25 protein-coding genes and 1 pseudogene are annotated in these 26,001 nt (G+C 72.4%); 6 read left to right on the top strand and 20 right to left on the bottom strand.

From position 1 onward, the window contains the following. The 16 genes from VE614_RS03985 to VE614_RS04055 all read right to left on the bottom strand — a co-directional run. Positions 1–657: flavodoxin-dependent (E)-4-hydroxy-3-methylbut-2-enyl-diphosphate synthase (locus tag VE614_RS03985; RefSeq protein WP_324932017.1), on the bottom strand; the 657-nt coding region annotated here is incomplete at its 3' end. Positions 658–661: 4 nt separating this feature from the next. Then, the gene (gene hpnH, locus VE614_RS03990; RefSeq protein WP_324932020.1) at positions 662–1,684 is read right to left on the bottom strand and encodes an adenosyl-hopene transferase HpnH; all 1,023 of its coding nucleotides are present in this window, start codon (positions 1,682–1,684) and stop codon (positions 662–664) included. 5 nt (positions 1,685–1,689) lie between these two features. Next, complete coding sequence (locus VE614_RS03995) at positions 1,690–2,331, bottom strand: 1-hydroxy-2-methyl-2-butenyl 4-diphosphate reductase (protein ID WP_324932023.1); 642 nt, start codon at positions 2,329–2,331, stop codon at positions 1,690–1,692. Further along, positions 2,331–4,349 carry a squalene--hopene cyclase gene (shc, locus tag VE614_RS04000; RefSeq protein WP_324932026.1) on the bottom strand — a complete coding sequence of 673 codons (2,019 nt, stop codon included), beginning with the start codon at positions 4,347–4,349 and terminating at the stop codon, positions 2,331–2,333. Before shc ends, VE614_RS03995 begins: the two co-directional genes overlap by 1 nt. Before the next feature lie 116 nt (positions 4,350–4,465). Continuing rightward, positions 4,466–5,530, bottom strand: coding sequence for a polyprenyl synthetase family protein (locus VE614_RS04005; protein ID WP_324932092.1), 1,065 nt, complete (start codon positions 5,528–5,530; stop codon positions 4,466–4,468). A 71-nt stretch (positions 5,531–5,601) separates the two neighbouring features. Next, on the bottom strand, positions 5,602–7,029 hold the full coding sequence (gene hpnE / locus VE614_RS04010; protein WP_324932029.1) for a hydroxysqualene dehydroxylase HpnE: 1,428 nt from the start codon (positions 7,027–7,029) through the stop codon (positions 5,602–5,604). Further along, entirely contained in the window at positions 7,026–7,457 is a 432-nt protein-coding gene (locus tag VE614_RS33655; protein WP_414719502.1) for a DUF6380 family protein, read from the bottom strand. Before VE614_RS33655 ends, hpnE begins: the two co-directional genes overlap by 4 nt. Then, positions 7,457–8,407 (bottom strand): presqualene diphosphate synthase HpnD, encoded by a 951-nt coding sequence (gene hpnD, locus VE614_RS04015; RefSeq protein ID WP_324932032.1) that lies wholly within the window; start codon positions 8,405–8,407, stop codon positions 7,457–7,459. Before hpnD ends, VE614_RS33655 begins: the two co-directional genes overlap by 1 nt. Further along, on the bottom strand, positions 8,404–9,306 hold the full coding sequence (gene hpnC, locus VE614_RS04020) for a squalene synthase HpnC (protein ID WP_324932035.1): 903 nt from the start codon (positions 9,304–9,306) through the stop codon (positions 8,404–8,406). The genes hpnD and hpnC overlap by 4 nt, the downstream gene beginning before the upstream one ends. A 359-nt stretch (positions 9,307–9,665) precedes the next feature. Further along, the gene (locus VE614_RS04025) at positions 9,666–10,442 is read right to left on the bottom strand and encodes an ABC transporter ATP-binding protein (protein ID WP_324932038.1); all 777 of its coding nucleotides are present in this window, start codon (positions 10,440–10,442) and stop codon (positions 9,666–9,668) included. Further along, positions 10,435–11,364, bottom strand: a complete 930-nt coding sequence (locus VE614_RS04030; protein WP_324932042.1) for an ABC transporter permease — start codon at positions 11,362–11,364, stop codon at positions 10,435–10,437. Before VE614_RS04030 ends, VE614_RS04025 begins: the two co-directional genes overlap by 8 nt. A gap of 93 nt (positions 11,365–11,457) precedes the next feature. Beyond that, positions 11,458–12,351 (bottom strand): glycosyltransferase family 2 protein, encoded by an 894-nt coding sequence (locus VE614_RS04035; RefSeq protein ID WP_324932045.1) that lies wholly within the window; start codon positions 12,349–12,351, stop codon positions 11,458–11,460. 5 nt (positions 12,352–12,356) lie between these two features. Continuing rightward, the gene (locus VE614_RS04040; protein WP_324932048.1) at positions 12,357–13,136 is read right to left on the bottom strand and encodes a CDP-alcohol phosphatidyltransferase family protein; all 780 of its coding nucleotides are present in this window, start codon (positions 13,134–13,136) and stop codon (positions 12,357–12,359) included. Then, entirely contained in the window at positions 13,114–14,175 is a 1,062-nt protein-coding gene (locus tag VE614_RS04045) for an iron-containing alcohol dehydrogenase family protein (protein WP_324932049.1), read from the bottom strand. Before VE614_RS04045 ends, VE614_RS04040 begins: the two co-directional genes overlap by 23 nt. Beyond that, entirely contained in the window at positions 14,163–14,915 is a 753-nt protein-coding gene (locus tag VE614_RS04050) for a phosphocholine cytidylyltransferase family protein (protein WP_324932051.1), read from the bottom strand. The genes VE614_RS04045 and VE614_RS04050 overlap by 13 nt, the downstream gene beginning before the upstream one ends. Then, positions 14,912–16,729: a DUF5941 domain-containing protein gene (locus VE614_RS04055; protein ID WP_324932054.1), complete on the bottom strand. Its 1,818-nt coding sequence runs from the start codon at positions 16,727–16,729 to the stop codon at positions 14,912–14,914. Before VE614_RS04055 ends, VE614_RS04050 begins: the two co-directional genes overlap by 4 nt. Before the next feature lie 391 nt (positions 16,730–17,120). On the opposite strand from VE614_RS04055, the gene galE reads away from it, so the two are divergent. The 3 genes from galE (at position 17,121) to idi (ending at position 19,994) form a co-directional block, all read left to right on the top strand. Next, positions 17,121–18,101 (top strand): UDP-glucose 4-epimerase GalE, encoded by a 981-nt coding sequence (galE, locus tag VE614_RS04060; RefSeq protein WP_324932057.1) that lies wholly within the window; start codon positions 17,121–17,123, stop codon positions 18,099–18,101. Between the two features lie 163 nt (positions 18,102–18,264). Then, positions 18,265–19,203: a cation diffusion facilitator family transporter gene (locus VE614_RS04065; protein WP_324932061.1), complete on the top strand. Its 939-nt coding sequence runs from the start codon at positions 18,265–18,267 to the stop codon at positions 19,201–19,203. A gap of 197 nt (positions 19,204–19,400) precedes the next feature. Next, positions 19,401–19,994, top strand: a complete 594-nt coding sequence (idi, locus tag VE614_RS04070) for an isopentenyl-diphosphate Delta-isomerase (protein WP_324932064.1) — start codon at positions 19,401–19,403, stop codon at positions 19,992–19,994. Between the two features lie 24 nt (positions 19,995–20,018). Here the strand turns inward: idi and VE614_RS04075 are convergent, their stop codons facing one another. Both VE614_RS04075 and VE614_RS04080 read right to left on the bottom strand, forming a co-directional pair. After that, positions 20,019–20,495 (bottom strand): ATP-binding protein, encoded by a 477-nt coding sequence (locus VE614_RS04075; protein WP_324932067.1) that lies wholly within the window; start codon positions 20,493–20,495, stop codon positions 20,019–20,021. Positions 20,496–20,742: 247 nt separating this feature from the next. Next, positions 20,743–20,915 (bottom strand): annotated as a pseudogene (locus VE614_RS04080) (HdeD family acid-resistance protein); the annotation flags it as partial. 18 nt (positions 20,916–20,933) lie between these two features. Here VE614_RS04080 and VE614_RS04085 point away from each other — a divergent pair. Next, positions 20,934–21,683 carry an enoyl-CoA hydratase/isomerase family protein gene (locus VE614_RS04085; RefSeq protein WP_324932070.1) on the top strand — a complete coding sequence of 250 codons (750 nt, stop codon included), beginning with the start codon at positions 20,934–20,936 and terminating at the stop codon, positions 21,681–21,683. On the opposite strand, the gene VE614_RS04090 is transcribed toward VE614_RS04085, so the two are convergent. Continuing rightward, positions 21,670–22,305, bottom strand: coding sequence for a DJ-1/PfpI family protein (locus VE614_RS04090; protein WP_324932073.1), 636 nt, complete (start codon positions 22,303–22,305; stop codon positions 21,670–21,672). The two genes, VE614_RS04085 and VE614_RS04090, sit on opposite strands and share 14 nt — an antisense overlap. A gap of 38 nt (positions 22,306–22,343) precedes the next feature. Continuing rightward, on the bottom strand, positions 22,344–23,303 hold the full coding sequence (locus VE614_RS04095) for a GlxA family transcriptional regulator (protein WP_324932076.1): 960 nt from the start codon (positions 23,301–23,303) through the stop codon (positions 22,344–22,346). Positions 23,304–23,449: 146 nt separating this feature from the next. Here VE614_RS04095 and VE614_RS04100 point away from each other — a divergent pair, with 146 nt between their 5' ends. Continuing rightward, positions 23,450–23,575 carry an LPFR motif small protein gene (locus VE614_RS04100; protein ID WP_277347426.1) on the top strand — a complete coding sequence of 42 codons (126 nt, stop codon included), beginning with the start codon at positions 23,450–23,452 and terminating at the stop codon, positions 23,573–23,575. A 97-nt stretch (positions 23,576–23,672) separates the two neighbouring features. Next, positions 23,673–26,001, top strand: a 2,329-nt coding sequence (locus tag VE614_RS04105; protein WP_324932089.1) for a Tex family protein, incomplete at its 3' end; no start/stop codon positions are given.

Below are 26,001 nucleotides of genomic sequence, written 5' to 3' on the forward strand. Positions count from 1 at the left end.
GGTGACGCCGAGGTGGAGCGGGTAGTCGCACTGCTCGGCGAGCTGCCGGTAGGCCTCGATCATGACGACCGGGTCGTTGTGCTTGACCGAGATCTTGATGTCCCGGAAGTCGTGCTCCTCGAAGAGGGAGGCCTCCCACAGGGCGGACTCCACGAGCGCTTCGGGGGTCGCCTTGCCGTACTTCTGGAGCAGCCGCCGGTCGAGGGAGCCCGCGTTGACGCCGATCCGGATCGGCGTGCCGTGCTCCTTCGCGGCGACCGCGATCTCCTTGACCCTGTCGTCGAACTGCTTGATGTTGCCGGGGTTGACGCGGACGGCCGCGCAGCCCGCCTCGATCGCCGCGAACACGTACTTCGGCTGGAAGTGGATGTCCGCGATCACCGGGATCTGCGACTTGCGGGCGATGACCGGCAGCGCGTCCGCGTCGTCCTGCGTGGGGCAGGCGACCCGGACGATCTGGCAGCCGGTCGCGGTCAGCTCGGCGATCTGCTGGAGGGTGGCGCCGATGTCCGACGTGCGGGTCGTCGTCATCGACTGCACCGACACGGGCGCCCCGCCTCCGACCGGCACCGGCCCGACGTCGATCCGCCGCGACGGGCGCCGCTCGGCGATCTGCCGGGCCGGCATCCCGGGGATGCCCAGGGGAACGGCGGTCATGAGGTCACTCCCGGTTTCCGGAGACCGTCTCGCGCATGGCCCGCAGGGACTCCTTGAGGGACCCCATGGTGGCGAGGACGGCGGTGGGCTCGTAGCCGCAGTGGGCCATGCAGTTGGCGCACCGCGGGTCCTTTCCGCGGCCGTACTGGTCCCAGTCGGTGTTCTCGATCAGCTCGCGGTAGGTCGGCACATAGCCGTCGCTCATCAGGTAGCAGGGACGCTGCCAGCCGAAGAGCGAGTAGTTGGGGATCGCCCACGCGGTGCACGGGAAGTCGACCTTGCCCTCCAGGAAGTCCAGGAAGAGCGGCGAGTGGTTGAGCCGCCAGCGGCGCCGGTTGCCGCCCGCGAAGGCCTTCTTGAACAGCTCGCGGGTCTGCTCCACGCCGAGGAAGTGTTCCTGGTCGGGCGCCTTCTCGTAGGCGTAGGCCGGCGAGATCATCATCTCGTCGACCTCCAGGTCGTCGTTGAGGAAGTTCAACACCTCGACGACGGTCTGCGGGGTGTCGGTGTTGAAGAAGGTCGAATTGGTGGTGACCCGGAAGCCGCGCCGCTTGGCCTCCTTGATCGCCTCCACGGCCTCGTCGAACACACCCTCCTTGGCGACGGACTCGTCGTGCCGCTCGCGCAGCCCGTCGATGTGCACGGCGAACGCGAAGTAGGGCGAGGGGGTGAACTTGTCCATCTTCTTGCGCAGCAGCATGGCATTGGTGCACAGGAACACGTATTTCCGCCTGGCCACCAACTGGCGGACGATCTCGTCGATCTGAGGGTGCATCAGCGGTTCGCCGCCGGCGATGGACACCATCGGCGCACCGGATTCGAGCACCGCCCCCACGGCCTGCGCGACGGGCATGCGCTGCTTGAGGACACCCGCGGGGTGCTGGATCTTTCCGCAGCCCTCGCACTTCAGATTGCAGGCGAACAGCGGCTCCAGTTCGACGATGAGCGGGAACTTGTCGCGTCGGCGGAGCTTTTGTTCAGCCAGATATGTAGCGACCTTGATGGACTGGCGCAGCGGCATGGCCATCGGGCTCACCTCCTGGGGAGCAGCACATTGCGGTGCCATTCGAAGAAAGCGGGAAGGATGGAACGTAGGACGCGGAAAGCCGATATTCCACCGCGTACCGTGCCGATCCGGACGAGTTCATGTTCTGGAGCGTCCACGACCACCCGGACGGCCGCAACCGGGCGCGCGCCCGCGCGCACGGCGCTCAGAAGCGTGGCCGCCGATTCCATGTCGACCGCGATCGCCCCGGTGGCCAGCAGATCGGCGCGTTCCGGACCGCGGACCACGTGATCGGAGCCGGTGAGCGGGCCGGTGTGGACGGTGCGGCCGGGCGCGGCCCGCAGCAGTTCCTCGACGAGCAGCTCGGTGCCCACGCACGGCGTGCCGCCGCGCGGCTCGCGGGTCTCCTCGGCGACGACCAGGTCGCCGGGATGCATCCCGGGGGCGAGCCCCGCGCAGAAACCGGTGGCGAGCACGGCGGCGCCGGCCAGCGCCGGGTCGGCGAGCACCCGGGCGACCGAGCGCTCGGCCGCCTTCGGGCCCATTCCGGTGCGCAGCACGGTGACGGGTCCGCCTGCGCCGCCCCTGTCCCCCAGGCGCAGGGCCAGGTGCTCGATGCCGAGCGCGCAGGCGATCAGCAGCGGTGCCGGGGCGGACGGTGCGGTCATCAGCTCCCCTTGACCTCGGCGAGCCGCTTCCCCGGCCGCTTGCCCGAGAACGGCTCGCCGTCCAGGTACCGGCCGAGCGCGGTGAGCGGGAAGACCTGCCGGTAGAGGTGGTAGTTGATGGAGAAGTCCCAGGGGAAGCCGGTGCCGGTGAAGTACGGCTCGTCCCAGGAACCGTCCTCCCGCTGGGTCGCGGCGAGCCAGGCGACACCGCGCTCGACGGCCTGGGACTCCCGCTCCCCCGCCGCCAGCAGGGCCATCAGGGCCCACGCCGTCTGCGAGGCGGTCGAGGCGCCCCGGCCGCTCCACTCCTTGACGTGCTTGTACGAGCGCAGATCCTCACCCCAGCCGCCGTCGTCGTTCTGCACCGACTCCAGCCAGGCCACGGCCCGCCGGATCGCCGGGTGCGCGGCCGGGATCCCGGCCGCGACGAGGGCGGGGACCACCGAGCCGGTGCCGTAGACGTAGTTGACGCCCCAGCGGCCGAACCACGAGCCGTCCGGCTCCTGTTCGGCGAGCAGCCACTCGATGCCGCGCCGGGTGCGCGGATCGTGTGCCAGGCCCTCCACGGCCAGCATCTCCACGACATGCGCGGTGACGTCGGCGGACGGCGGGTCGATGACCTCGCCGAAGTCGCAGAACGGCAACCGGTTGGGGAGGGTACTGGTGTTGTCGACGTCGAAGGCGCCCCACGCGCCGTTCTTCGACTGCATGCCGAGGGTCCAGCGCACTCCGCGCCCGATCGCCCGCTCCACCCGCGACGGTTCGGGATGCCGGACCCGACGCAGGGCGAGGACCACCTCGGCGGTGTCGTCGATGTCGGGGTAGTTGTCGTTGTGGAACTCGAACGCCCATCCCCCGGGCGGCAGTTGCGGCCGACGTACGGCCCAGTCGCCGCGCCGGAGGATCTCCTCGCCCAGCATCCAGTCGACGGCCTTCACCAGCCGCGGATGGTCCGCGGGGAGCCCGGCGTCGACCAGGGCGATGGTGGCGAGGCAGGTGTCCCACACCGGGGACTGGCAGGCCTCGATCATCCGGGCGCCGTCCTCGCGCCAGACGACGAAACGGTCCAGCGAGGCCAGGCCCTCACGCATCACCGGGTGCTGGAGGTCGTAGCCGAGCAGGTGCAGCGCGATGATCGAGTAGACGGCCGGCGGCTGGATGCCGCCCCAGCAGCCGTCGTTCTCCTGGCGCTCGATGATCCAGCGGGCCGCGGTGTTCATCGCCGCTCTGCGCAGCCGCCTCGGCACCGCCTTGCGCAGGGCGTGCAGCCCCTTGTCGAGCCGCTGGAAGGCACCGTCCCAACTGGCCGCCGGAGCCAGGGGCTTCGGCGGGTTGGGGCGGGCGGGGTCGGTGTGCAGCTCGTCCAGCGGGAAGGGCGCGGGGCGCACCGGGCGCTTCGCTGAGACGATGGTCAGCGGGACGATCGTCTGCCGGGCCCAGCACCCGAAGTCGTAGATGTTGAGCGGCATCCAGGACGGGAACCAGATCAGTTCCGGCGGGAGTTCGGGCAGGTCCTCCCACTTCCACCAGCCGAACAGGGCCAGCCAGATCCGGGTGAAGACCCGGGCGGCGGCGACCCCGCCCTGCGCTCGGATCCACGCGGAGGCCTTCGCCATGTGCGGCGCGTCCGGCGCGTCCCCGGCCAGGCGCAGGGCGACGTACGCCTCGACGGTGGTGGAGAGTTCACCGGGACCGCCGTGGAACGTGGCCCAGGTGCCGTCCTCGCGCTGCTCGCCTCTGATGAACAGGGCGGCGGCGCGGGTGGTCCGCTCGTCGCGGATGCCCAGGAACTGGCGGAGCAGCAGATCCTCGGCGTCCATGGTGACGTTGGTCTCCAGGTCGCCCTTCCACCAGCCCTCCGGGTCCTGCCGGGAGAGCAGGAAGTCGGTGGCGCGCAAGGTGGCGCGGACGGCGGCTTCGTGGACTCCGGCCGCCGCGGGGGTCTCGATGTAGGTTTCGCTGGCCGCGGCTGCCCGGGGCGGCGGGGCCCCGGTGCTTCCGTCGGTCGTCGCTGTCATGGCTTCCCCTTCCTGCAGTCCTGCGAGTGCTGCCTGCTGTGGGTCCGCCGTCGGCCGGTGCGCGTTCCCTCGCACACCGGCCGGCGACTACGCGAGGGCTATTCGGCCGATGGTGATCATCTCTTTCGTACGACGACGAAGTCGGCGAGCGCCGTGAACTGCGCCCGCACCCGGTCGGGCATGTCCACGGCGTCGAGGGCTTCGATGGCGATGGTGTGCTGACGCCGCGCCTCTTCGGCGGTCCACTCCCGGCCGCCCGCCTCCTCGATGAGGGCGGCGCGGGCGGCGAACTCCTCCTCGGAGAAGGTGACGAAGTCGCTGCTCCTGGCGTCGGCGGCGAGGATGTCGCCGAGCCGGTCGGAGGCGCTGCCGCCCGCCGCGAGCGCGGCCACCACCGGCAGGGACTTCTTGCGCTGGCGCAGATCGCTCCAGGTCTGCTTGCCGGTGGCCTCCGGGTCTCCCCAGATGCCGAGCAGGTCGTCCACGGCCTGGAAGGCGAGGCCGAGGTGGTAGCCGTACCGCTCCAGGGCGTCGGCGGTACGGTCGTCCGCGCCGCCGAGCACCGCGCCGATGGAGCTGGCGCAGGCGAGCAGCGCGCCGGTCTTGTTGCCCTCCATCTCCAGGCACTCCTCGACACTGACCCGGTCGCGGTGCTCGTAGGAGATGTCCTGCGCCTGGCCGTCGATGAGGGCGCGGGAGGCGGTGGTGAGCCGGCGGGTGGCGCGCCCGGCGTCGACGGTGCCCAGCTCCAGGAGCACCTCGTTGGCGAGGGCGAACAGGGCGTCGCCGACCAGGATCGCCTGGGCGGGACCGTGCACCTTCCAGACGGTGTCGCGGTGGCGGCGCTGTTCGTCGCCGTCCATCAGGTCGTCGTGCAGCAGAGAGAAGTTGTGGACCAGCTCGACGGCGACGGCGCCGGGCACGCCCGTCTCCGGGGCCGCGCCGGTGACCTCGGCGGACAGCACGGCCAGCGCGGGGCGCACGGCCTTGCCGCCGTCGCCGGAGGTGGGGTTGCCCTGGGCGTCGATCCAGCCGAAGTGGTAGGCGGCAACCGTGTCCATCGGAGGCGCCAGGCGGTCGATGGCCGCCCGCAGTACCGGGGTGGCCAGGGTCCGGCCGCGCTCCAGGAGCGCGGTCACGTCCACCGCGGTCTCACGAGCGGCCGTCGAGGCCGGGGGCACAGGGGGCACAGTCTCTCCTCTTGTTGCGGTACCGGGGGTGCGGGGACCTGCCGCGCCGCGCTGCCGGGGCATCAGGCCGCCTCCTCGACGTCGAAGAGATGGCGGGGGCGGGGCCGGCCCAGGGCGCGCAGCGCGGCGTCGGCCGCGCTGATGCCACTGCGGACCGCACTCTCCATGGTCGCGGGCCACCCGGTGGCGGTCCACGCTCCGGCCAGGTACAGGCCGGGTGCCTTGGTGCGGGCGCCGGGCCGCAGTCGCCCGACGCCGGGGGTGGGAGCGAAGGTCGCGGTGCGCTCCCGGGTGACGAAGAAGTCCCTCACTTCGGCGCCCCGGGTGCGCGGCAGCAGCCGCTCCAGCTCGGGCAGGTACCGCGCGCGCAGCTCGGCCACCGGGGTGTCGATCTCGTCCTGGGCGGCCGACTGGGACAGTGCCAGGTACTGGCCGTCCGGCAGACCGGACGACTCGGTGCGGTCGAAGACCCACTGCACCGGGGTGCCGAGCGCGGTGAGGAACGGCGTGTTCAGCACCTTGCGGTCGTAGACGACGTGGACGTTGAGGATCGGCGCGGTGCCGATCCGCAACAGGCGCTCGGGCTCGTCGAGCGCGCCGTCCGGCAGCAGGTCGTGGGTCTCGCGCTGCGGTACGGCGAGCACCACGGCGTCCGTCTCGATGTGCTCGCCGGGCACCTGAACGCCCCAACGCCCGTCGCTGTTGCGGGAGATGGAGCTGACGCGTGAGCGCAGTACGGTGCGGACGCCCGCGGAGTCGAGCGCCCTGCGGGCCAGCCGGTCGTGCAGGTCGCCCAGCGGCACCCGGGCCCAGCCGATGTCGGCCGCACCCGGGTCGGACAGCAGACCGGTCTTGAACACCATCGCGGCGAGCCCCAGGGAGCTGTCGTCCGCGACCGCGTTGAGGGTCGCGACGCCGACCAGGTCCCACAGTGCCTCGACGGCGCGCGCCGACTGGCCGTGCGCGGCCAGCCAGCTGCCGAAGTCCTGGTCGTCCAGGGCCGGATCGGCGAGGTCGAGCCCCTTGAGCGCGAGCGCGGCCCGGCCGGCCTTCGCCCGCTCGGCGAGCGGGAGATGCGGATACGTGGCGAGACTGCGCCCCAGGTGCAGCGGGACGGGCAGCGCGTCGCGCCGCAGCCTGCCGAGCCGCCGGCCCTCGGGCTTGGCGAGGTCGAGCACGGGCACGTCGAGACGATCCTGCAGCGGAGCCAGCGCCGCGCCGTCGATCCGGTCCAGGAACCAGCGGTAGGCGGTACAGCAGCGCAGGTAGACGTGCTGGCCGTTGTCGACGGTCAGTTCGCCGCGCTGGAAGGAGAAGGCGAGGCCACCCAGCCGGGGACGGCCTTCGAGCAGGGTGACGCGGACGCCCGCGTCGGCGAGCGCCAGCGCGGCGGTGACCCCGGCGAGCCCGCCGCCGACCACCACCGCCTCCCGGCCGTGCCCCGTGGGAACGTCGGTCGTCACGTGCCCGCTCCTCGTGCCGTCGGTCATCGTGCGCCCTCCCCCGCGCGTGCGCCGCGCCGCGGGACGAGGCCGGGGCAGGCCGCTGCCGACAGGGACGCGACCGCCCGTCGGAGGGTTGCCTGCCGCTTCCCTCCGCGGGTGTGGGCGGAGGGGGAACCGGATACGCCGTCCGTGGCATCGAGGCTCCCGGCACCCGCGACTCCCCCGGCCCGGCCGCGGACGCCCCACGCGGACCCGACGTCACGACCACCCGGACGAGCAGCGGCATCACGACCGGGCCGGCCGGCGGCACCACGTCTCGGCCGGCGGGCGACGGCACCACCACACCGGCCGCCGGCAGCGCGGCGGTGCCCGACGTCGGGGGCATGGGGGGCGCCGTCGGCGGCGGTGTTGGTTCGGCCGCCGGCGGCGCCGGGATCCGCGCCGGTGGTCTCGTCCGGTCCGGGCCTCTCCATCAGACGCGCCTCCTGACGGTGCGTCGGCTCACGTGCCGGGTGTCCAGGCCGGACAGCCCGCGCACGGCGACATAGGCCTTCTCGCGGCCGGGCAGCGCGACCCGGCCGCGCAGTACGGCCTCCGGGTCGCGCTCGATGCGGTCCAGCAGGCGGCGGTAGATGCCCGCCATGGCGGCGACGCAGGCGCCGCTGCGCCGGTCGAGCATGGGCAGCAACTGGTAACCCTCGGCGAACAGGGCGCGAGCCCGGCGCACCTCGAAGTGGACGAGACCCGCGAAGTCGGAGCCGTGCGGCGGGGTCGGCCCGGCGAAACCGGCCGAGCAGCCGAACTTGGCGAGGTCGTCGGCGGGCAGATAGGTACGTCCGCCCTCGGCGTCCTCGCGGACGTCGCGCAGGATGTTGGTGAGCTGGAGCGCCAGCCCGAGCGTGTCGGCGTACTCGGGCGCGCGTTCGGCACCGCGCGCCCCCGGTTCCGTGCCGAACACACCGAGGGAGAGGCGCCCGATGGCGCCCGCCACACAGCGGCAGTACTGCTTGAGGTCGTCCCAGGTCTCGTAGGTCTCGCCGCGGACGTCCATGAGGACGCCGTCGATCAGCTCGTCCAGGCCGGCGAGCGGGATCGGGAAGGTGCGGGCGGCATGGGCGAGGGCGACGCCGACCGGGTCGGTGTCGTCCTCGTCGATCGCGTCCTCGCGGATCCGGGTGAGCAGCGCCCGGGTGTCGTCCAGGCGGGCGGCCTTCACCTCGTCACCGAGCGCGCCGTCGCCGATGTCGTCGACGCGCCGGGAGAACGCGTACAGCGCGGACATCGCCCGGCGCTTGGGCGTCGGCAGCAGCCGGATGCCGTAGGCGAAGTTACGGGCCTGCTGTCCGGTGACGGCCTCGCAGTAGCGGTAGGCGGCGAGTACCGGTGCGGACACGTGTGGTTCCGACTCCACGGTCCGGATCACCCCTCTCCTCGCAGAGTCACGCCCACCTGGCGCAGCAACCGGAGCTTGCCGGGCTTGGGCGGGCCGGGAAGTACGTCGTAGTCGGCGGCGGCGACGGCGTCGACGGCCGCCCTTCCCCCCGCCACGAACCCCGCGAGCAGCAGCCTGAGCCTGCCGGGCACGCTGCCCACGAGGGGGGCGCCTTCATCTAGCAGATCGCGGGCGCGCTGCGCCTCGTACGCGACCAGTGCGCGCACCGACGCCCCCGCCGAAGGGGCGGCGAGATCCGCCTCCTGGACCTGGAAGCGCTTCATGTCCTCGGCGGGCAGATAGATCCGGTCGCGGCGGAGGTCCTCGGCGACGTCCTGGAGGTGCTCGACGATCTGGAGGGCGGTGCAGATCGCGTCGGAGTGGCGCACCCGCTCGGGGGTGGTGGTGCCGGTGACGGCGAGGACCAGGCGGCCGACCGGGTTGGCGGACAGCTCGCAGTAGGCGAGCAGGTCGTCGTAGGTCTCGTACCGGCCGACCAGCTGGTCCTGGCGATTGGCGGCGATCAGCCCGAGAAACGGCTCGGGGGTGAGCGAGCGGCGGCGGACGGTCTCCTGGAGGCGGCGCAGCAGGGGGTGGCGGGGCTCGCCGTCGAAGACGCGGCGCAGGTCGGCCTCGAAGGCGTCGAGCAGGGCCAGCCGGTCCTCGGCCTCGCGCGCGGGGACGCCGAGCAGGCGGGCGTCGGCGCCGCCGGGGGCGAGGTCACCGTCGCCGATGTCGTCGACGAGGCGGGCGAAGCCGTAGACGGCCATCAGGTCGGTGCGCCAGGCCCGGGGCAGGAAGAAGGGGGCCACGGGGAAGTTCTCGGCCGCGGCCTTGTCGAGCGTGGCGCGCTCCGGGTCGTCCCGGTGCGCGGTGTGGGTTCCCGTCACCGTGTGCTGCCTCGGGCGGGGACGGCACATGCTTCGGGGAGCCGGGGAGTTTCCGTAGCCATTGCCGTCACATCTCCCGTTCTACACTGCCGACCCAATTCACACTATTTCGGACACGCCGCTCGGCGTTCGCACGGCCGTTCCGGTGGAGGGTGCCGCGCATTATCGCCACACTTGCCGCGATTCGGCACCGGTACAGCTTACGTTGTACAACGCAGGGGGATCCCTGGGGGTGTCCCGCGCATCACAAGAACACACCGATTGGCGTCAAGATTCCTGCGCCTGACCGGAGTTGACGCTTCCTTTGCAGACGCCGGGCCCCGCCGGAGCAGTTCCGGCGGGGCCCTGGGCGGATCGGGTCACTTGCCCGTGAACTTCTCGTACTCCTTCAGGACCTCGTCCGTCGGGCCGTCCATGCGCAGTTCGCCGCGCTCCAGCCAGAGCACGCGGTTGCAGGTGTCGCGGATGGACTTGTTGTTGTGGCTGACCAGGAAGACCGTGCCGGCCTCCTTGCGCAGCTCGCGGATGCGCTCCTCGGAGCGCTTCTGGAACTTGCGGTCGCCGGTGGCCAGCGCCTCGTCGATCATGAGGACGTCGTGGTCCTTGGCGGCGGCGATGGAGAACCGCAGCCGCGCGGCCATACCGGAGGAGTAGGTGCGCATCGGCAGGGTGATGAAATCGCCCTTCTCGTTGATGCCGGAGAAGTCGACGATCTCCTGGTAGCGCTCCCTGATCTCCTCGCGCGACATGCCCATCGCCAGCCCGCCCAATATGACGTTGCGCTCGCCGGTCAGGTCGTTCATCAGTGCCGCGTTGACACCGAGCAGTGAGGGCTGGCCGTCGGTGTAGACCCTGCCCTGCTCGGCGGGAAGCAGCCCGGCGATGGCGCGCAGCAGAGTGGACTTGCCGGAGCCGTTGGAGCCGATCAGGCCGATGGCCTCGCCCCGGTAGGCGACGAAGGAGACGCCGCGCACGGCGTGCACCTTGCGCACGCCCCGCTGCGTGTCGCCGGAGCCCCGCCGCAGGATGCGGCTCAGGGCGGCGGTGGCGCTGCCCTTGCCGGTCTTGGCGCCATTGACGCGGTAGACGATGTGCAGATCGTCCGCGATGACGGTGGGAACGCGTGCCTCAGCCACGGCCGTACCTCTCCTCCGCCTTCCAGAAGTACACGAAGCCGCCGACGGCGACGAGCAGCGCCCAGCCGGCCGCGACCGCCCAGACGTGCGGGGGCAGGTTCTCGGAGCCGTAGCCGTCGATCAGCGCGAAGCGCATCAGGTCCATGTAGATGGCGGCAGGGTTCCACTGGAGCACGTCGGCGATCCAGGCCGGCTTGTCCTGAAGCATGATCGGGATGGAGAACATCACCCCGGAGGCGTACATCCAGGTGCGCATCACGAACGGCATCAGCTGGGCGAGGTCCGGGGTCTTCGCGCCCATCCGCGCCACCGCCAGGGCGAGCCCGGTGTTGAACAGGAACTGCAGGACCAGCACCGGCAGGATCAGCAGCCAGGACAGGTCCGGGTAGCTGCCGAAGGCGCAGGCGACCGCGACCAGCACGATCATCGAGAACAGCAGCTGCTGGAGCTGCTGGAGCGCGAAGGAGACCGGGAGGGAGGCCCGCGGGAAGTGCAGGGCGCGCACCAGGCCGAGGTTGCCGGAGATCGCGCGGACGCCGGCCATCACCGAGGACTGGGTGAAGGTGAAGACGAAGACCCCGGTGACCAGGAACGGGATGTACACGTCCTTGGTCATGCCGCGGCCCGCGTTCAGGATCAGCCCGAAGATCAGGTAGTAGACGAGCGCGTTGAGCAGCGGAGTCGCGACCTGCCACAGCTGGCCGAGCTTCGCCTGGCTGTACTGGGCGGTCAGCTTGGCCTGGGAGAAGGCGACGATGAAGTGGCGCCGTCCCCAGAGCCGGCGGACGTAGTCGACGAGCGAGGGCCGGGCGCCGCTCACGGTCAGGCCGTACTTCGCGGCGAGCTCGGCCGCCGTCAGATGCTCGTCGGGCGACGGAGGCTCGGTCACGGCGACTCCGCCGTCGTGCGTTGTCTCACTCACTGCGGGAAACTTTCGTCTTCGAGAAATGCGCGGCCGGTGCGGCTGGGCGGGGGCCGGTGTGCCGGTGACCCGGACCCCGCGGGGACGAGCTTGTCAGATCACGGGGGGCCGGCCCAGCCGGGTCAGCCGCCACACGGTACGCCACTTCATGGGCCGGCGGGGACCGCACGGCGCCGTCCAGCCTTCCCGGAATCCGCCGAACCACGCCCTGAGCGCGGGCCGCGAGGGGCGGCGCGCCAGGGTGAGCAGCAGCCAGACGCCCAGATACACGGGGACGAGCGGGAAGGGCAGGTTGCGGCGGGCCAGCCAGACCCGGTTGCGGGCCACCATCCGGTGATAGACCGCGTGCCGGGAGGGGGCGGTGGTCGGGTGGTACAGCACCATGTCCGACCGGTAGTCGATCATCCAGCCCGCGTCGAGGGCCCGCCAGGCGAGGTCGGTCTCCTCGTGCGCGTAGAAGAACTCGTCCGGCAGCCCGCCGACCTCGGCGAAGACCTTCGTACGGACGGCGTTGGCGCCGCCCAGGAAGGTGGTGACCCGCGAGGAGCGCATCGGGTCCGAGGCGCGCAGCCGGGGCACGTGGCGGCGCTGGGTGACGCCGGTCTCGGGGTCGGCGATGCGGAAGCTGATGATGCCCAGCCTGTCGTCGGCGGCGAACGCCCGGCGGCACAGCTCCGCGGTGTCGGTGCGGGCGAGCAGGCCGTCGTCGTCGAGGAACAGCAGGATGTCGACGTCCCGGCCGCCGGGCCCGAAGGCCTCGATGCCGACGTTGCGGCCGCCGGGGATGCCCAGGTTCTCGGGCAGTTCGACGGTGCGCACGCCCTGGGGGACGTCCGGGACGGGCGAGCCGTTGCCGACCACCACCACCTCGACCGGGTCGCCGTCCTGCTTGGCGACCGAGTCGATGAGCGCGCGCAGCTCCTCCGGGCGGTTGCCCATGGTGATGATCACCGCGCCGACCTTCAGGGAAGTCTCCGATGTCTCCATCACGCTCACCGCAACCGGCTCGACGCGAGGATGGACACGAGGTGCAGCACCGTCTGGAGCAGTGCGATCCCGGCGAGGACGGCGGTGCCGAGCCGGGTGAAGAACAGGTCGCCGCGCGCCTGGTCGGCGATGGCGAGGACCAGGATCAGCAGGGACGCCTCGATGCCGAGGATCAGCCGGTGGAACTTCAGCGCGGCGGCGGCCCGGCGGGCCAGCGCCATGCCGGAGGAGCGCGGCTCGGCCGCGGACTCCTGCACGGGCGGCTTCCCGGCCTGGTGGCGGGCGACGCCGACCAGGTCGGTCTCGGCCTTGATCAGGATGGCGCCGAGCGCGGCCAGGGTGCCGAGGAAGGCCCAGAGCCAGTCGATCCGGCCCTCGCCCCACAGGTCGGCGGCGCGCAGGCCGAGGCCGACCAGGACGGCGGCGTCGGTGAGGTAGGCGCCGACGCGGTCGAGGTAGACCCCGCCGAGCGAGTACTGCTTCTTCCAGCGGGCGATCTCGCCGTCGACGCAGTCGAGCAGCAGATACAGCTGGACCATGACCACGCCGAGCACGGCCCCCGGGATCCCCGGCACCAGGAGTGCCGGGGCCGCGAGGACGCCGCAGACGGTCATCAGATACGTGAGCTGGTTGGGCGTGACCCTGGTGTTCACCAGGTAGCGGTCGACCCGCAGGGACACCTCACGCATGTAGAGGCGTCCCATCCAGTGCTCACCGCTGCGCCGGTCCTTCACCCCCGGGGGGTGGACGACCGGGCGGAGTTCAGCTACCGATGGCCTTGACATAGTCGGCGTAGATGTCCTTGATCTGGTGGGTTTTCAGGTCGAGGTGCTCGAGGATCGTGTAGCGGCCGGGCCGGGTCTCGGGGGCGAACTCCACCACCCTGACGAACTCCTCGGGGGTGAAGCCGATCTCCTCAGGCAGCACCGGCAGCCCGTGCCGGCGCAGCACCTCGGCCATGTACGCCGACTGCTCGTGGGCTCCGCGCAGATACATCGCGAAGGCCGCGCCCAGTCCGCACTGCTCGCCGTGGGCCGCCGCCCGCTTGGGGAACAGCAGGTCGAAGGCGTGGTTGATCTCGTGGCAGGCCCCGGAGGACGGGCGGGAGTCGCCCGACACCGACATGGCGATACCGCTGAGCACCAGCGCCTCGGCGAGCACCTGGAGGAAGTCGTTGTCCCCGATGCCGCCGGGGTGCCGCAGCACCGCCTCGCCGGCCTGGCGTGCCATGGCCGCGGCGAGACCGTCGATCTTCTCGCCCTTGACCCGGTTGGCCAGCTCCCAGTCCGCGATCGCGGACACGTTGGAGACGGCGTCGCCGATCCCGGCCCGGACGTAACGGACCGGGGCCTCGCGGATCACGTCCAGGTCGATGACGACGGCGATCGGGTTGGGCACGCCGTAGGAGCCGCGCCCGGCGTCGTTGTCGAGGGTGGCGACCGGCGAGCACAGGCCGTCGTGCGCGAGGTTCGTGGGCACGGCGACCAGCGGCAGGCCGACCCGGGCCGCGGCGAACTTGGCGCAGTCGATGATCTTGCCGCCGCCGAGGCCCACGACCGCGTCGTAGTGGCCGGCCTTTATGTCGCTCGCCAGCCGGACCGCGTCGTCGAGGGTGCCGCCGCCGACCTCGTACCAGGTGGCGCCGGGCAGCTGCGGGGCGACCCGCTCGCGCAGCTTCGCGCCGGAGCCGCCGCTGACCGCGACGGCGAGCCGGCCGGAGTGCGAGATGCGCTCGTCGGCGAGGACACAGGCCAGGTCGTCGAGGGCACCCGGGCGGATGTCGACGACGAGCGGCGAGGGGATCAGCCTGGTCAGTACCGGCACGCGATCTCCCGTCCCCGGGCGAGGTCGTCGTGGTTGTCGATCTCGACCCAGTCGACCTCCCCGATCGGCGCGACGTCGATCCGGAAGCCGCGGTTGACCAGCTCCTGGTAGCCGTGCTCGTAGAACTGCTGCGGGTCGGTCTCCCAGACCGCCTTCAGCGCGTCGGCCAGCTCCGGGGCGGCGTCGCCCTCGATCAGGGTGACGCCGATGTACTCGCCGGTCGCCTCGGCCGGGTCCATCAGCTTGGTGATCTTCGTCATGCCCTTGGCGGGGTCGACGACGACCTTCATCTCCTCGTCGGCCAGGTTCTTCACCGTGTCCAGCGCGAGGATGATCTTCTTGCCCTCGCCACGGGCGGCGAGCAGCGTCTTCTCGACGGAGACCGGGTGGACGGTGTCGCCGTTGGCAAGGATCACGCCGTCCTTGAGGGCGTCACGGCCGCACCACAGGGAGTAGGCGTTGTTCCACTCCTCGGCCTTGTCGTTGTCGATGAGGGTCAGCTTGAGGCCGTACTTCGCCTCCAGGGCCGCCTTGCGCTCGTACACGGCCTCCTTGCGGTAGCCGACGATGACCGCGACCTCGGTCAGGCCGATCTCGGCGAAGTTGCCGAGGGTGAGGTCGAGAACCGTGGGTTCGCCCTCTATGCCCGCGGGCCCCACCGGCACCAGCGCCTTGGGCAGGCTGTCGGTGTAGGGGCGCAGACGCCGTCCGGCGCCGGCCGCCAGCACGAGGCCGATCATGCGGGTTCTCCTTCATCGTGTACGGCGGGCGCGCCGCCCTTGTGGGCGGACACCCAGAAGCGGATGCTCTCGACGAGCACCACCAGGGCGACGGCCACGGCCAGGGCCGTGAGCGCCGCCTTGAACTGCGCGGCGGCGAGCACCGCGGCCAGGACGGTGACGAGCAGCGTGCGCCCTTCGTGCCCCCCGATGGTCCGGGTCAGCCAGGACGGGGGCGCGCCGGCGTTGCCGCGGATGCGGTACACCGTGTCGTAGTGATGGTAGGCGACAGCCGCCACCAGCCCGAAGGCCGCCGGAAGCGCCCCGTTCACCCCCGCGTCGACCGCCAGCGCGAGGACGGTGCCGTACTCGGCGGCGCGGAAGAAGGGCGGGACGAGCCAGTCGAGGGCGCCCTTGAGGGGGCGGGCGACGGCGAGGCCCGAGGCCAGGGCGTAGCCGAAGGCGGCGACCACCGGCCAGGGGCTGCCGAACTCGGTGAACACGGCGGTGGCGACGACGGCGGCGCCGCCGAGCAGGGCGAGCGCCGGGACGGCGAAGCCGGGCAGCCGTCGGGCGGGGTCGCGGAACGCCGCCGCGAAGCCCTCGGCGAGCGCGCCGGAGTCGGCGAGGTCGGCGAGCGCGGTCGCCGCGCGGTCGGTGCGGTTCGCCTTGCGGGTCAGCGAGCGCAGGACGCGGCCGGCGGTGGTGTAGGCCGCGGCGAAGGCGCAGCCGATGAGCAGGGCGTAGAAGGTGACGCGCGGGGTGGCGACGGCCGTCAGGACCGCGATCATCGCCCACCGCTCGCCGATCGGCAGGACGATCATGCGGCGCACCCAGACCGTCCAGCCGACGCTGTCGAGCTTGTCCGAGAGGGCGGCGGTGGGGCTGGTGTTGGCGGTGGCGTCGTGGTTGGCCTCGTTGAAGGAGAAGTCCACGACGTGCCGGCAGCTCTGGAGGACCATCGCGCCGAGGGCGAGGGCCCAGACGTCGTCGCCGCCGCGGGCGGCACCGAGCGCGAGACCGGCGTAGTAGGCGTACTCCTTGGCCCGGTCGAAGGTGGCGTCGAGCCAGGCGCCGAGGGTGGAGTACTGCAGCGAATAGCGGGCGAGCTGGCCGTCGGTGCAGTCCAGCACGAAGGAGGCGATCAGCAGGACGCCGGCCGCGACGAAGCCGCCGCGGGTGCCGGTGGCCGCGCAGCCCGCCGCGATCAGCGCGGTCAGCAGCGAGGCGGTGGTGACCTGGTTGGGGGTCAGGCCGCGGCGGGCGCACCAGCGCGCGATGTACCGGGAGTACGGGCTGATGAAGAAGGTGGTGAAGAAGCCGTCACGGGCCTTCACGGCCGACTTCAGGCGGACCGCCTCGTCGTCCACGGCGGCGACGGCCTGGCGGGCCTCGTTGCGGGCCTGGGGGTCGCCGGGAACGGTGGCGACCAGGCTGCCCAGCTCGGGGCGGTACACGCCGGCGCCGTCGGCGTCCAGGGCGGTGGCCACGCGGTCGGCGAGGTTGCCGACGGCTACGGCGGTGCCGCCCCCGGAGGAGTTCTCGCGGGCCATCGCCCGGGTCAGGGCCTGGCGGCCGGCCGGCTGCGCGGTGACGGCGCCGGGGACGGCGGCGAGCGGGAAGCGGGGGTCGGTCAGGCCGAGGCGCAGGGCGTGCAGATGGCCGACGAACCGGGCGTCGACGACCGCGACCCGCTGGTCGCCGGGTACCTGGGCGAGCAGCGTCTCGGCGTCGGCGGCGTCGGCGGCGGTGCGCACCTCGAAGCCGAGGGACCGCAGATCGCCCTCGATCGGCGATCCGGGGACCGGCTGACCGGTGAGGATGGCGGTCGGCAACCGAACTCACTCCCTGCGTGCCGGCGCGGTGGCGCCGGGCCTGAACATGGTGGGGCGCCCCGTGGCTACGCATCGGCTGCGCCAGGCGGCGGCATGTCGGCAGAGGCTATCGGATGATCGGAGACCCGTGTTCACCGCCTGTTCACGGGCCCGATGCCCCGTACCGCGGGCCGCCTCGCCGTGATCATCATGGAGGCTGCGGGGGCCGGGGCACAAAACGACCGATCCACACCGGACATACCCGACACGCCCCGGCACCCGGCACCTGGCGTCCGGCGTCCGGCGTACCCGGCATACGGCGGTGAGGGCGCGGTTCCTGAGCGTGGGCACCGCACCGGCGGCAGCGGCCGGACTCGGCCCGCGGCGGGCCCCGGGATTAGGGTGGGCGACCATGACGTGGCTGATCACCGGCGGTGCCGGGTACATCGGGGCCCATGTGGCGCGGGCCATGACCGGGGCCGGGGAGCGGGTCGTGGCGCTGGACGACCTGTCCGCGGGCGTGCCCGCGCGGCTGCCGGCCGACCTTCCGCTGGTACGGGGCTCGTCGCTGGACGGGGAGCTGCTGAAGCGGGTCTTCGCCGAGCACGAGGTGACCGGTGTGGTGCATCTCGCCGCGCGCAAGCAGGTCGGCGAGTCGGTGGCCCAGCCGACGCGGTACTACCAGGAGAACGTCGGCGGGCTGGCGACCCTGCTGGACGCGGTCGCCGGGGCCGGGATCCGGCGATTCCTGTTCTCCTCGTCGGCCGCCGTCTACGGCAATCCCGACGTGGACCTCATCACGGAGGACACCCCGTGCGCCCCGGTGAACCCCTACGGCGAGACCAAGCTCGCCGGTGAATGGCTGGTGCGCGCCGCGGGCCGGGCGCACGGCATCGCCACCGTCTGCCTGCGGTACTTCAACGTGGCCGGGGCGGCCGCGCCGGAGCTGGCCGACACCGGCGTCTTCAACGTCGTGCCGATGGTCTTCGACCGGCTCACCCGGGGGGAGGCCCCGCGGATCTTCGGCGACGACTATCCGACCCCGGACGGCACCTGCGTGCGCGACTACATCCATGTCGCCGACCTCGCCGAGGCGCATCTCGCGGCGGTGCGGCGGCTGTCCGCCGGGGACGCGGCGGGCGCGGCGGGCGATCTGACCGTGAACATCGGCCGCGGCGAGGGCGTCTCCGTGCGCGAACTGGTCACGCTGATCGGCGAGGTGACCGGTGACCGCCGTCCGGCGGTCGTCGAGCCGCGCCGCCCCGGGGACGCCCCGCGGGCCGTCGCCTCGGCCGAGCGGGCCGCCGCCGAACTGGGCTGGACCGCCCGCCGCGGGGTACGCGAGATGGTCGAGTCGGCGTGGCGGGGCTGGCGGCTGCACCACGGCCGCTGACCGCGGCGAGGCGCTGACCTGCGGTTCGTCCACGCGTTTCACCGTCGGTCGTTTTCGCAGGTCAGAGCATATGACAACGGTGTTCAGTGCCGCGTTGCCACATACCCCCCACCCGTAGTTCACTGTGGTCCCGGACCGATCCGATCACAGGAGGGCGGCTCTCATGGGGGCTGGGCACGACCACGGACACGCGCACGGCGCGCCGGTCACGGGGACGGCCGCCGCGGCGTACCGCGGCCGGCTGCGGATCGCGCTGTCGATCACGCTCACCGTGATGGTGGTCGAGATCGTCGGCGGACTGCTCGCCGACTCGCTGGCGCTGATCGCCGACGCGGCCCACATGGCCACGGACGCGCTGGGACTGGGTATGGCCCTGCTCGCCATCCACTTCGCCAATCTGCCCCCGACCGAGAAGCGCACCTTCGGCTACGCCCGCGCCGAGATCCTCGCGGCGCTCGCCAACTGCCTGCTGCTGCTCGGCGTCGGCGGGTACGTGCTCTACGAGGCGATCCAGCGGTTCGTCACCCCGGCCGGCACCGAGGGCGGGCTGACCATCGTCTTCGGCGGAATCGGCCTGGTCGCGAACATGGTCTCGCTCACCCTGCTGATGCGCGGGCAGCGGGAGAGCCTGAATGTGCGGGGCGCCTTTCTGGAGGTGGCGGCGGACGCGCTGGGCTCGGTCGCGGTGCTGATCTCGGCGGTGGTGATCCTCACCACCGGCTGGCAGGCCGCCGACCCGATCGCCTCGCTGGTGATCGGCCTGATGATCGTGCCGCGCACCCTGAAGCTGCTGCGCGAGACGCTGGACGTGCTGCTGGAGTCGGCGCCCAAGGGCGTCGACATGGCGGAGGTGCGGGCCCACATACTGGCCTTGGACGGGGTGGAGGACGTGCACGATCTGCACGCCTGGACGATCACCTCGGGCATGCCGGTGCTGTCCGCGCACGTCGTCGTCCGCTCGGACGTACTGAACGCGATCGGCAACGAGAAGATGCTGCACGAGCTGCAGAGCTGCCTCGGCGACCACTTCGACGTGGAGCACTGCACCTTCCAGCTGGAGCCGAGCGGGCACGCCGAGCACGAGGCGCGGCTGTGCCACTGAGGCAGCGGCGCCCCTGAGCGGATGGGGAGGCGCACACCAGTGCGGGCGGTTCCTCGTCCGGTGCGCCGGGCACGCTCACCTATCGGGCTCCCTTCCCGGCGTGGCCCGTAACGGACATGCGGTTGTGCCGGGAAGTGCCGGGACTGCCGGGTTCGTACGGCAGACTTGAGACGCGACGAACGAGGCGAAGGATGGGTATGCCGATTTCACCTGCCACCGCGACGCACAGCGCGTCGAACGGCACCACGGACGCGATCCTGCTGGAACTGGTCGACGAGAACGGCGTCACCATCGGCACCGCGGAGAAGCTGGCGGCCCATCAGCCACCCGGGCAGCTGCACCGGGCGTTCTCGGTCTTCCTCTTCGACGAGCACGGCCGGCTGCTGCTCCAGCAGCGGGCGCCGGGCAAGTACCACTCCCCCGGTGTGTGGTCGAACACCTGCTGCGGCCATCCGTACCCCGGTGAGGCGCCCTTCGCGGCGGCGGCCCGGCGCACCCATGAGGAGCTGGGCGTCTCGCCGTCGCTGCTCGCGGAGGCCGGCACGGTCCGTTACCACCACCCGGACCCGGCCTCGGGCCTGGTGGAGCAGGAGTACAACCACCTGTTCGTGGGCCTGGTGCAGTCGCCGCTCGCCCCGGATGCGGAGGAGGTCGGCGCCACCGCGTTCGTGACCGCGGCCGAGCTGGCGGAGCGCCATGCCAAGGACCCGTTCTCCGCGTGGTTCATGACGGTCCTGGACGCCGCCCGTCCGGCGATCCGGGAGCTGACCGGACCGTCGGCGGGCTGGTAGGAGCCCCGGCCGGGATCCCGGCACTCACACCGGACGCGCGGGAGCGAGCGGCAGGACGGCCCAGATCACCTTGCCGCCCGTCGTCGTGTGCTCGACGTCGCACACCCCGCCCGCCTCCCGGGTGATCTCCCGCACCAGGAGCAGCCCGCGCCCGCCGGTCTGCGCGTGGTCGGTCTCCAGGGCGGTGGGGCGGTAGGGGTGGTCGTCCTCCACCGAGACCCGCACCCACTCGGCGCCCACGGCGATCTCCACGGCGAGCATCGGCGACAGCAGCGCCGCGTGCCGGACGGCGTTCGTGACCAGCTCCGACACGATCAGCAGCAGGCCCTGCGTCACGTCGTCGGAGACCGGTACGCCCTGACGCCGCAGCAGGTCCCGGACGGCGTGCCGGGCCTGAGGGACCGAGGCGTCGAGGGCGGGGGCGGTGAACCTCCAGACGCCCTCGTACGGCAGCGGATCGGGCGTCTTCTCCTCAAGGGGTGCCTCTGCGCCGCCTGCCATCGTCCGGTCGCCACCCTCGCGCTCGATTGTCACCACATGTCGAATGGTGACAACGAGCCCGGCGATGCCGACGAGCTGAACGCAAGTCAGCGATTATCGAGCGCATTTGACCGATGGCGTATGACATGGCCAGTTGTGGGACTACTCCTGCCCCACCGGTGCCGACTTGCGAACTATTCGGGTTGTACGGGTTTGTCGGCACCGTCCGGCCGGTCGGAGAGGCTCCCGGAGACCAGGCCGACGGTCCGGCGTCCGGCAGCAGCGTCCGGCCGAACTGCGGGCCGCGCACCCCCAGGCTGCCGACCAGCCGGAACAGAGCTCCGGTGAGGAAGAGCAGCGCGACGCACAGGGTGAGCGCGGCAACCTCCGCGTCCGGGGGCGGATGACCACCGCACCCGCGGCGAGGTTCAGTACGCCCAGGCGGCTAGCATCCCGCGCATGGAGCCCCAGCTGCTGCACCACGTCGCCGACTCCGTCGCCACCGTCGTCATCCACCACCCGGCCAAACGCAACGCCATGACCGCCGCGATGTGGGAGGCGCTGCCGCCGCTGCTGGAGACCCTGGCCGCCGATCCGGAGGTGCGCGCGCTGGTGCTCACCGGCGCGGGCGGCACCTTCTGCGCGGGCGCCGACATCTCCACCCTCCAGGGGTCGCCGGAGCGGGCACAGGCGCTGGCCGTGGCCGCCGAGGAGGCGCTGGCCGCGTTCCCGAAGCCGACGCTCGCGGCGATCCGGGGGCACTGCGTGGGCGGCGGGTCGCAGCTCGCGGCCGCCTGCGATCTGCGGTTCGCGGAGCAGGGCGCGCTGTTCGGGGTGACCCCGGCGAAGCTCGGCATCGTCTATCCGGCGTCCTCCACCCGGCGGCTGGTGTCGCTGGCGGGGCCCGCCACCGCCAAGTACCTGCTGTTCTCGGGCGAGCTGATCGAGGCGGAGCGGGCGCTGCGCACGGGGCTGGTGGACGAGGTGCTGCCGGAGGGCGAACTCGCCGAGCGGGTCGCCGAGTTCACCCGGACCCTCGCCGCGCGCTCGCAGCTGACGCAGGCGGCGGCCAAGGAGTTCGCGAACGGCCGGGCCGACCGGGACGGGCACTGGGCGGCGCGGGCGCGGGAGAGCGGCGACCCCGCGGAGGGCGTCGCCGCGTTCCTGGAGCGCCGCTCACCCCGCTTCACATGGACTACGTCAGGATGAACCGGCTCCTGGAGCGGAACTCCTCGACCAGGTGCGCCGGGGCCTTGTGCGGCGATCCGGCGTCGTAGGGCGGCTGCGGGTCGTACTCGGTGAGCAGCTGCACGGCCTGGGCGTGCTCGTCGCCCGCGATCCGGCCCAGCAGGGCGAGGCCCATGTCGATGCCGGAGGAGACCCCGGCGGCGGTGACGTACTTGCCGTCGAAGACGACCCGCTCACCGGTGGGCTCGGCGCCGAGGCCCCCGAGGAAGTCCAGGGCCAGCCAGTGGGAGGTGGCCCGGCGGCCCGTCAGCAGCCCGGCGGCGGCCAGCAGCAGGGAGCCGGTGCACACCGAGGTCGTCCAGGTGCTGGTCGCGTCGGCGGCCCGCAGCCAGTCCAGCAGGGCCCGGTTCTCCATCTGCGGGGTCTGCCCGGGGCCGCCCGGGACGACCACGATGTCCGGGCTCGGCACCTCGGCGAGGGTCTTGTCGGCGGTGAGCGCGAGGGTGCCGGTGTCGGTGCGGACCGGGCCGGTCCGCTCGGCGACGAACACGGTCTCGGCGTCGGGCAGGCGGCCGAGGGTCTCGTACGGTCCGACGGCGTCCAGGGCGGTGAAACGGTCGTAGAGGACGATGGCGATCTGCATCGGGGTCCCTTCGGTGGTGGACGGGGAAGCGGGCGCGGTCAGGGGGCGAGGGCCGGGCGGAACCGTCGGCGGTACTCCGCCGGGGACACTCCCAGCGCGCGGACGAAGGCCCGGCGCATCGCCTCGGGGGTGCCGTAGCCGCCGGCGCGGGAGATCTCCTCGACGCCGTCGGTGGTGTCCTCCAGCAGACGGCGGGCGTGTTCGAGGCGGACCCGGTCGACGTAGCGGCCGGGGGTCATGCCGGTCTCCGCGCGGAAGGCACGGGCGAAGTGGCGCGGGGAGAGCCGCGCGCGGGCGGCCAGCGCCTCCACGCTCAGATCGGCGGCCGGATGCTCGGAGATCCACTGCTGGACGTCGCGCAGCGGCTCGCGCCGGGCGGTCTGGGCGGCGAGCTGGGCGCTGAACTGGGCCTGGTTGCCCGGCCGGCGCAGGAAGACCACCAGGTGGCGGGCGACGGAGAGGGCGGTGTCCCGGCCCAGGTCCTCCTCGACCAGCGCGAGCGCCAGGTCGATGCCGGAGGTGACCCCGGCGGAGGTGGCGACATGGCCGTCGCGGACGTAGATCGGCTCGGGGTCCACCTCGACGGCCGGGTGGTTGCGGGCGAGGGTGTCGCAGTACGCCCAGTGGGTGGTGGCGCGACGCCCGTCCAGCAGGCCCGCGGCGGCGAGCAGCACCGCGCCCGTGCACACCGACACCAGCCGCTCGGCGCGCGGCCCGTGCCGGCGCAGCCACTCGACCAGCCGCGGATCCGGGTGCCGGGTGCCCCGCCCGCCGGGGACCACCAGGGTGTGCGGGTCGGCGGTGCCGGCGAGGGCCCGGTCGGGTACGAGGGTCAGCCCGCTGGAGGTGCGCACGGGGCCGCCGTCCACGGAGGCCGTACGGACACGGTAGGAGCCCGGAGTGTGCTGCTCGGCGCCCGTGAAGACCTCCAGGGGGCCGGTGACATCGAGACTCTGCACCTCGTCGAAGACCACGACGAGCACGGTTCGCTGCGGCATGCGTCGATTCTTCGGGGCCGGGACGGTGGCCGCAATGACGAGCAGCCCACCTTTCCTGCCATGCATGCCGGGGCTCCGGCGAGGTACCCGCAGGGTGCGCGAAAGTTCGAATCAATGCGAAACAGGGCGACGAAGGAGAGATCGACGTGTTCCGTGCCATCGCGGATGTCCTGCGGCAGATCGGCGGCGCCATCGCCACGGTCGTGACGCTGCCCTTCCGGGCGCTGGCCCGGCTCTTCGGCGGAGCCTCCGCCTCCGGCCGCCGGGCGTGACGGCCTGCCGCGCCCATGACCCGCCCTGATCCCCGGTTGTCGGTGCCACCTGCCACAATTGCCGCGCAACCCGAAGCGGAGAAGGCGGTACGGCATCGTGACGACACCGGGGTCCCTCGGAGCAGGGTCCATCGAAGGCAGGATCGCCGAGGAGCTCGGCGTACGGGAGCGGCAGGTGAAGGCTGCCGTGGAGCTGCTCGACGGCGGTTCGACGGTGCCCTTCATCGCGCGCTACCGCAAGGAAGCGACCGAGATGCTCGACGACGCGCAGCTGCGCACGATCGAGGAGCGGCTGCGCTATCTGCGGGAGCTGGAGGAACGGCGGACCGCGATCCTGGACTCGGTGCGCGAGCAGGGCAAGCTCACCGAGGAGCTGGAGGCCCGCATCCTGGGCGCCGAGACCAAGGCGCGCCTGGAGGACATCTATCTGCCGTTCAAGCCCAAGCGGCGCACCAAGGCGCAGATCGCCCGCGAGGCCGGTCTGGAGCCGCTGGCCGACGGGCTGCTCGGTGACCCCGCGGTCGAGCCGCTGGCCGCCGCCGCCGCGTTCGTCGACGCCGACAAGGGCGTCGCCGATCCGCAGGCCGCGCTGGACGGCGCACGCGCCATTCTCACCGAGCGGTTCTCGGAAGACGCCGACCTGATCGGCGAGCTGCGCGAGCGCATGTGGGTGCGCGGGCGGCTCGCGGCCAAGGTGCGGGAGGGCAAGGAGGAGGAGGGCGCCAAGTTCGCGGACTACTTCGACTTCGCCGAGCCCTTCACCGAGCTGCCCTCGCACCGGATCCTGGCGATGCTGCGCGGCGAGAAGGAGGAGGTCCTCGACCTCGTCCTGGAGCCGGAGGAACCGACCGACGGCCCCTCGTCGTACGAGGGGATCGTCGCCCACCGCTTCGGCATCGCCGACCGGGGCCGCCCCGGCGACAAGTGGCTGACGGACACGGTCCGCTGGGCCTGGCGCACCCGCCTCCTCGTCCACCTCGGCATCGATCTGCGGCTGCGGCTGCGCACGGCCGCGGAGGACGAGGCCGTCAGGGTGTTCGCGGCGAACCTGCGGGACCTGCTGCTGGCCGCCCCGGCGGGCACCCGCGCGACGCTGGGCCTCGACCCCGGCTTCCGTACGGGCGTGAAGGTGGCCGTGGTCGACGCGACCGGCAAGGTCGTCGCCACGGACGTGATCCACCCGCACGTCCCGGCCAACAGGTGGGACGAGGCGATCGCCAGGCTGGCCCGGCTGGCGAAGGAGCACGCGGTCGAACTGATCGCCATCGGCAACGGCACCGCGTCCCGGGAGACCGACAAGCTCGCCGGGGAACTCATCGCCAAGCACCCCGAGTTGAAGCTCACCAAGGTGGTGGTGTCCGAGGCGGGGGCGTCGGTGTACTCGGCGTCGGCGTTCGCCTCGCAGGAACTGCCCGACATGGACGTGTCGCTGCGCGGCGCCGTGTCCATCGCGCGCCGCCTCCAGGACCCGCTGGCCGAGCTGGTGAAGATCGACCCGAAGTCGATCGGCGTCGGGCAGTACCAGCACGACCTGTCCGAGGTGAAGCTCTCGCGCTCGCTCGACGCGGTGGTCGAGGACTGTGTGAACGGCGTCGGCGTGGACGTGAACACCGCCTCCGCGCCGCTGCTCGCGCGGGTCTCCGGCATCTCCTCCGGGCTGGCCGAGAACATCGTGGCGCACCGCGACGCCAACGGCCCCTTCACCTCCCGCGCGCAGCTGAAGAAGGTGCCGCGGCTCGGCCCGAAGGCGTACGAGCAGTGTGCGGGCTTCCTGCGGATCCGCGGCGGCGACGACCCGCTGGACGCCTCCAGCGTGCACCCCGAGGCGTACCCCGTGGTGCGGCGCATGGTGAAGACCACCGGCCAGGAGGTGGCCGCGCTGATCGGCAACACCGGTGTGCTGCGCTCGCTCAGGCCCCAGGACTTCGTGGACGAGACGTTCGGTCTGCCCACCGTGACCGACATCCTGAAGGAGCTGGAGAAGCCGGGCCGCGACCCGCGGCCGGCGTTCAGGACGGCCTCCTTCAAGGAGGGCGTGGAGAAGATCTCCGACCTGGAGCCGGGCATGGTCCTGGAAGGCGTGGTCACCAACGTGGCCGCGTTCGGCGCGTTCGTCGACGTCGGTGTCCACCAGGACGGGCTGGTCCACGTGTCCGCGATGTCGAAGACGTTCGTCAAGGACCCGCGCGACGTGGTGAAGCCGGGCGACATCGTCAAGGTGAAGGTGCTCGACGTCGACATCCCGCGCAAGCGGATCTCGCTGACGCTGCGCCTGGACGACGAGGCCGCCCCGCAGGGCGGGCAGCCGGCCGGCGAGCGCCGTCAGCAGCGCGGCGGACGGCCGCCGCAGCAGCGGCAGGGCGGTCGCGCGGGCGGCGGGGGCGGCGGTCGCCAGGCCCCGGCGCCGGCCAACGGCGCGATGGCGG

The sequence above is a fragment of the Streptomyces sp. genome (assembly GCF_035645055.1).
In the GTDB taxonomy this organism is placed as follows: Bacteria; Actinomycetota; Actinomycetes; order Streptomycetales; family Streptomycetaceae; genus Streptomyces.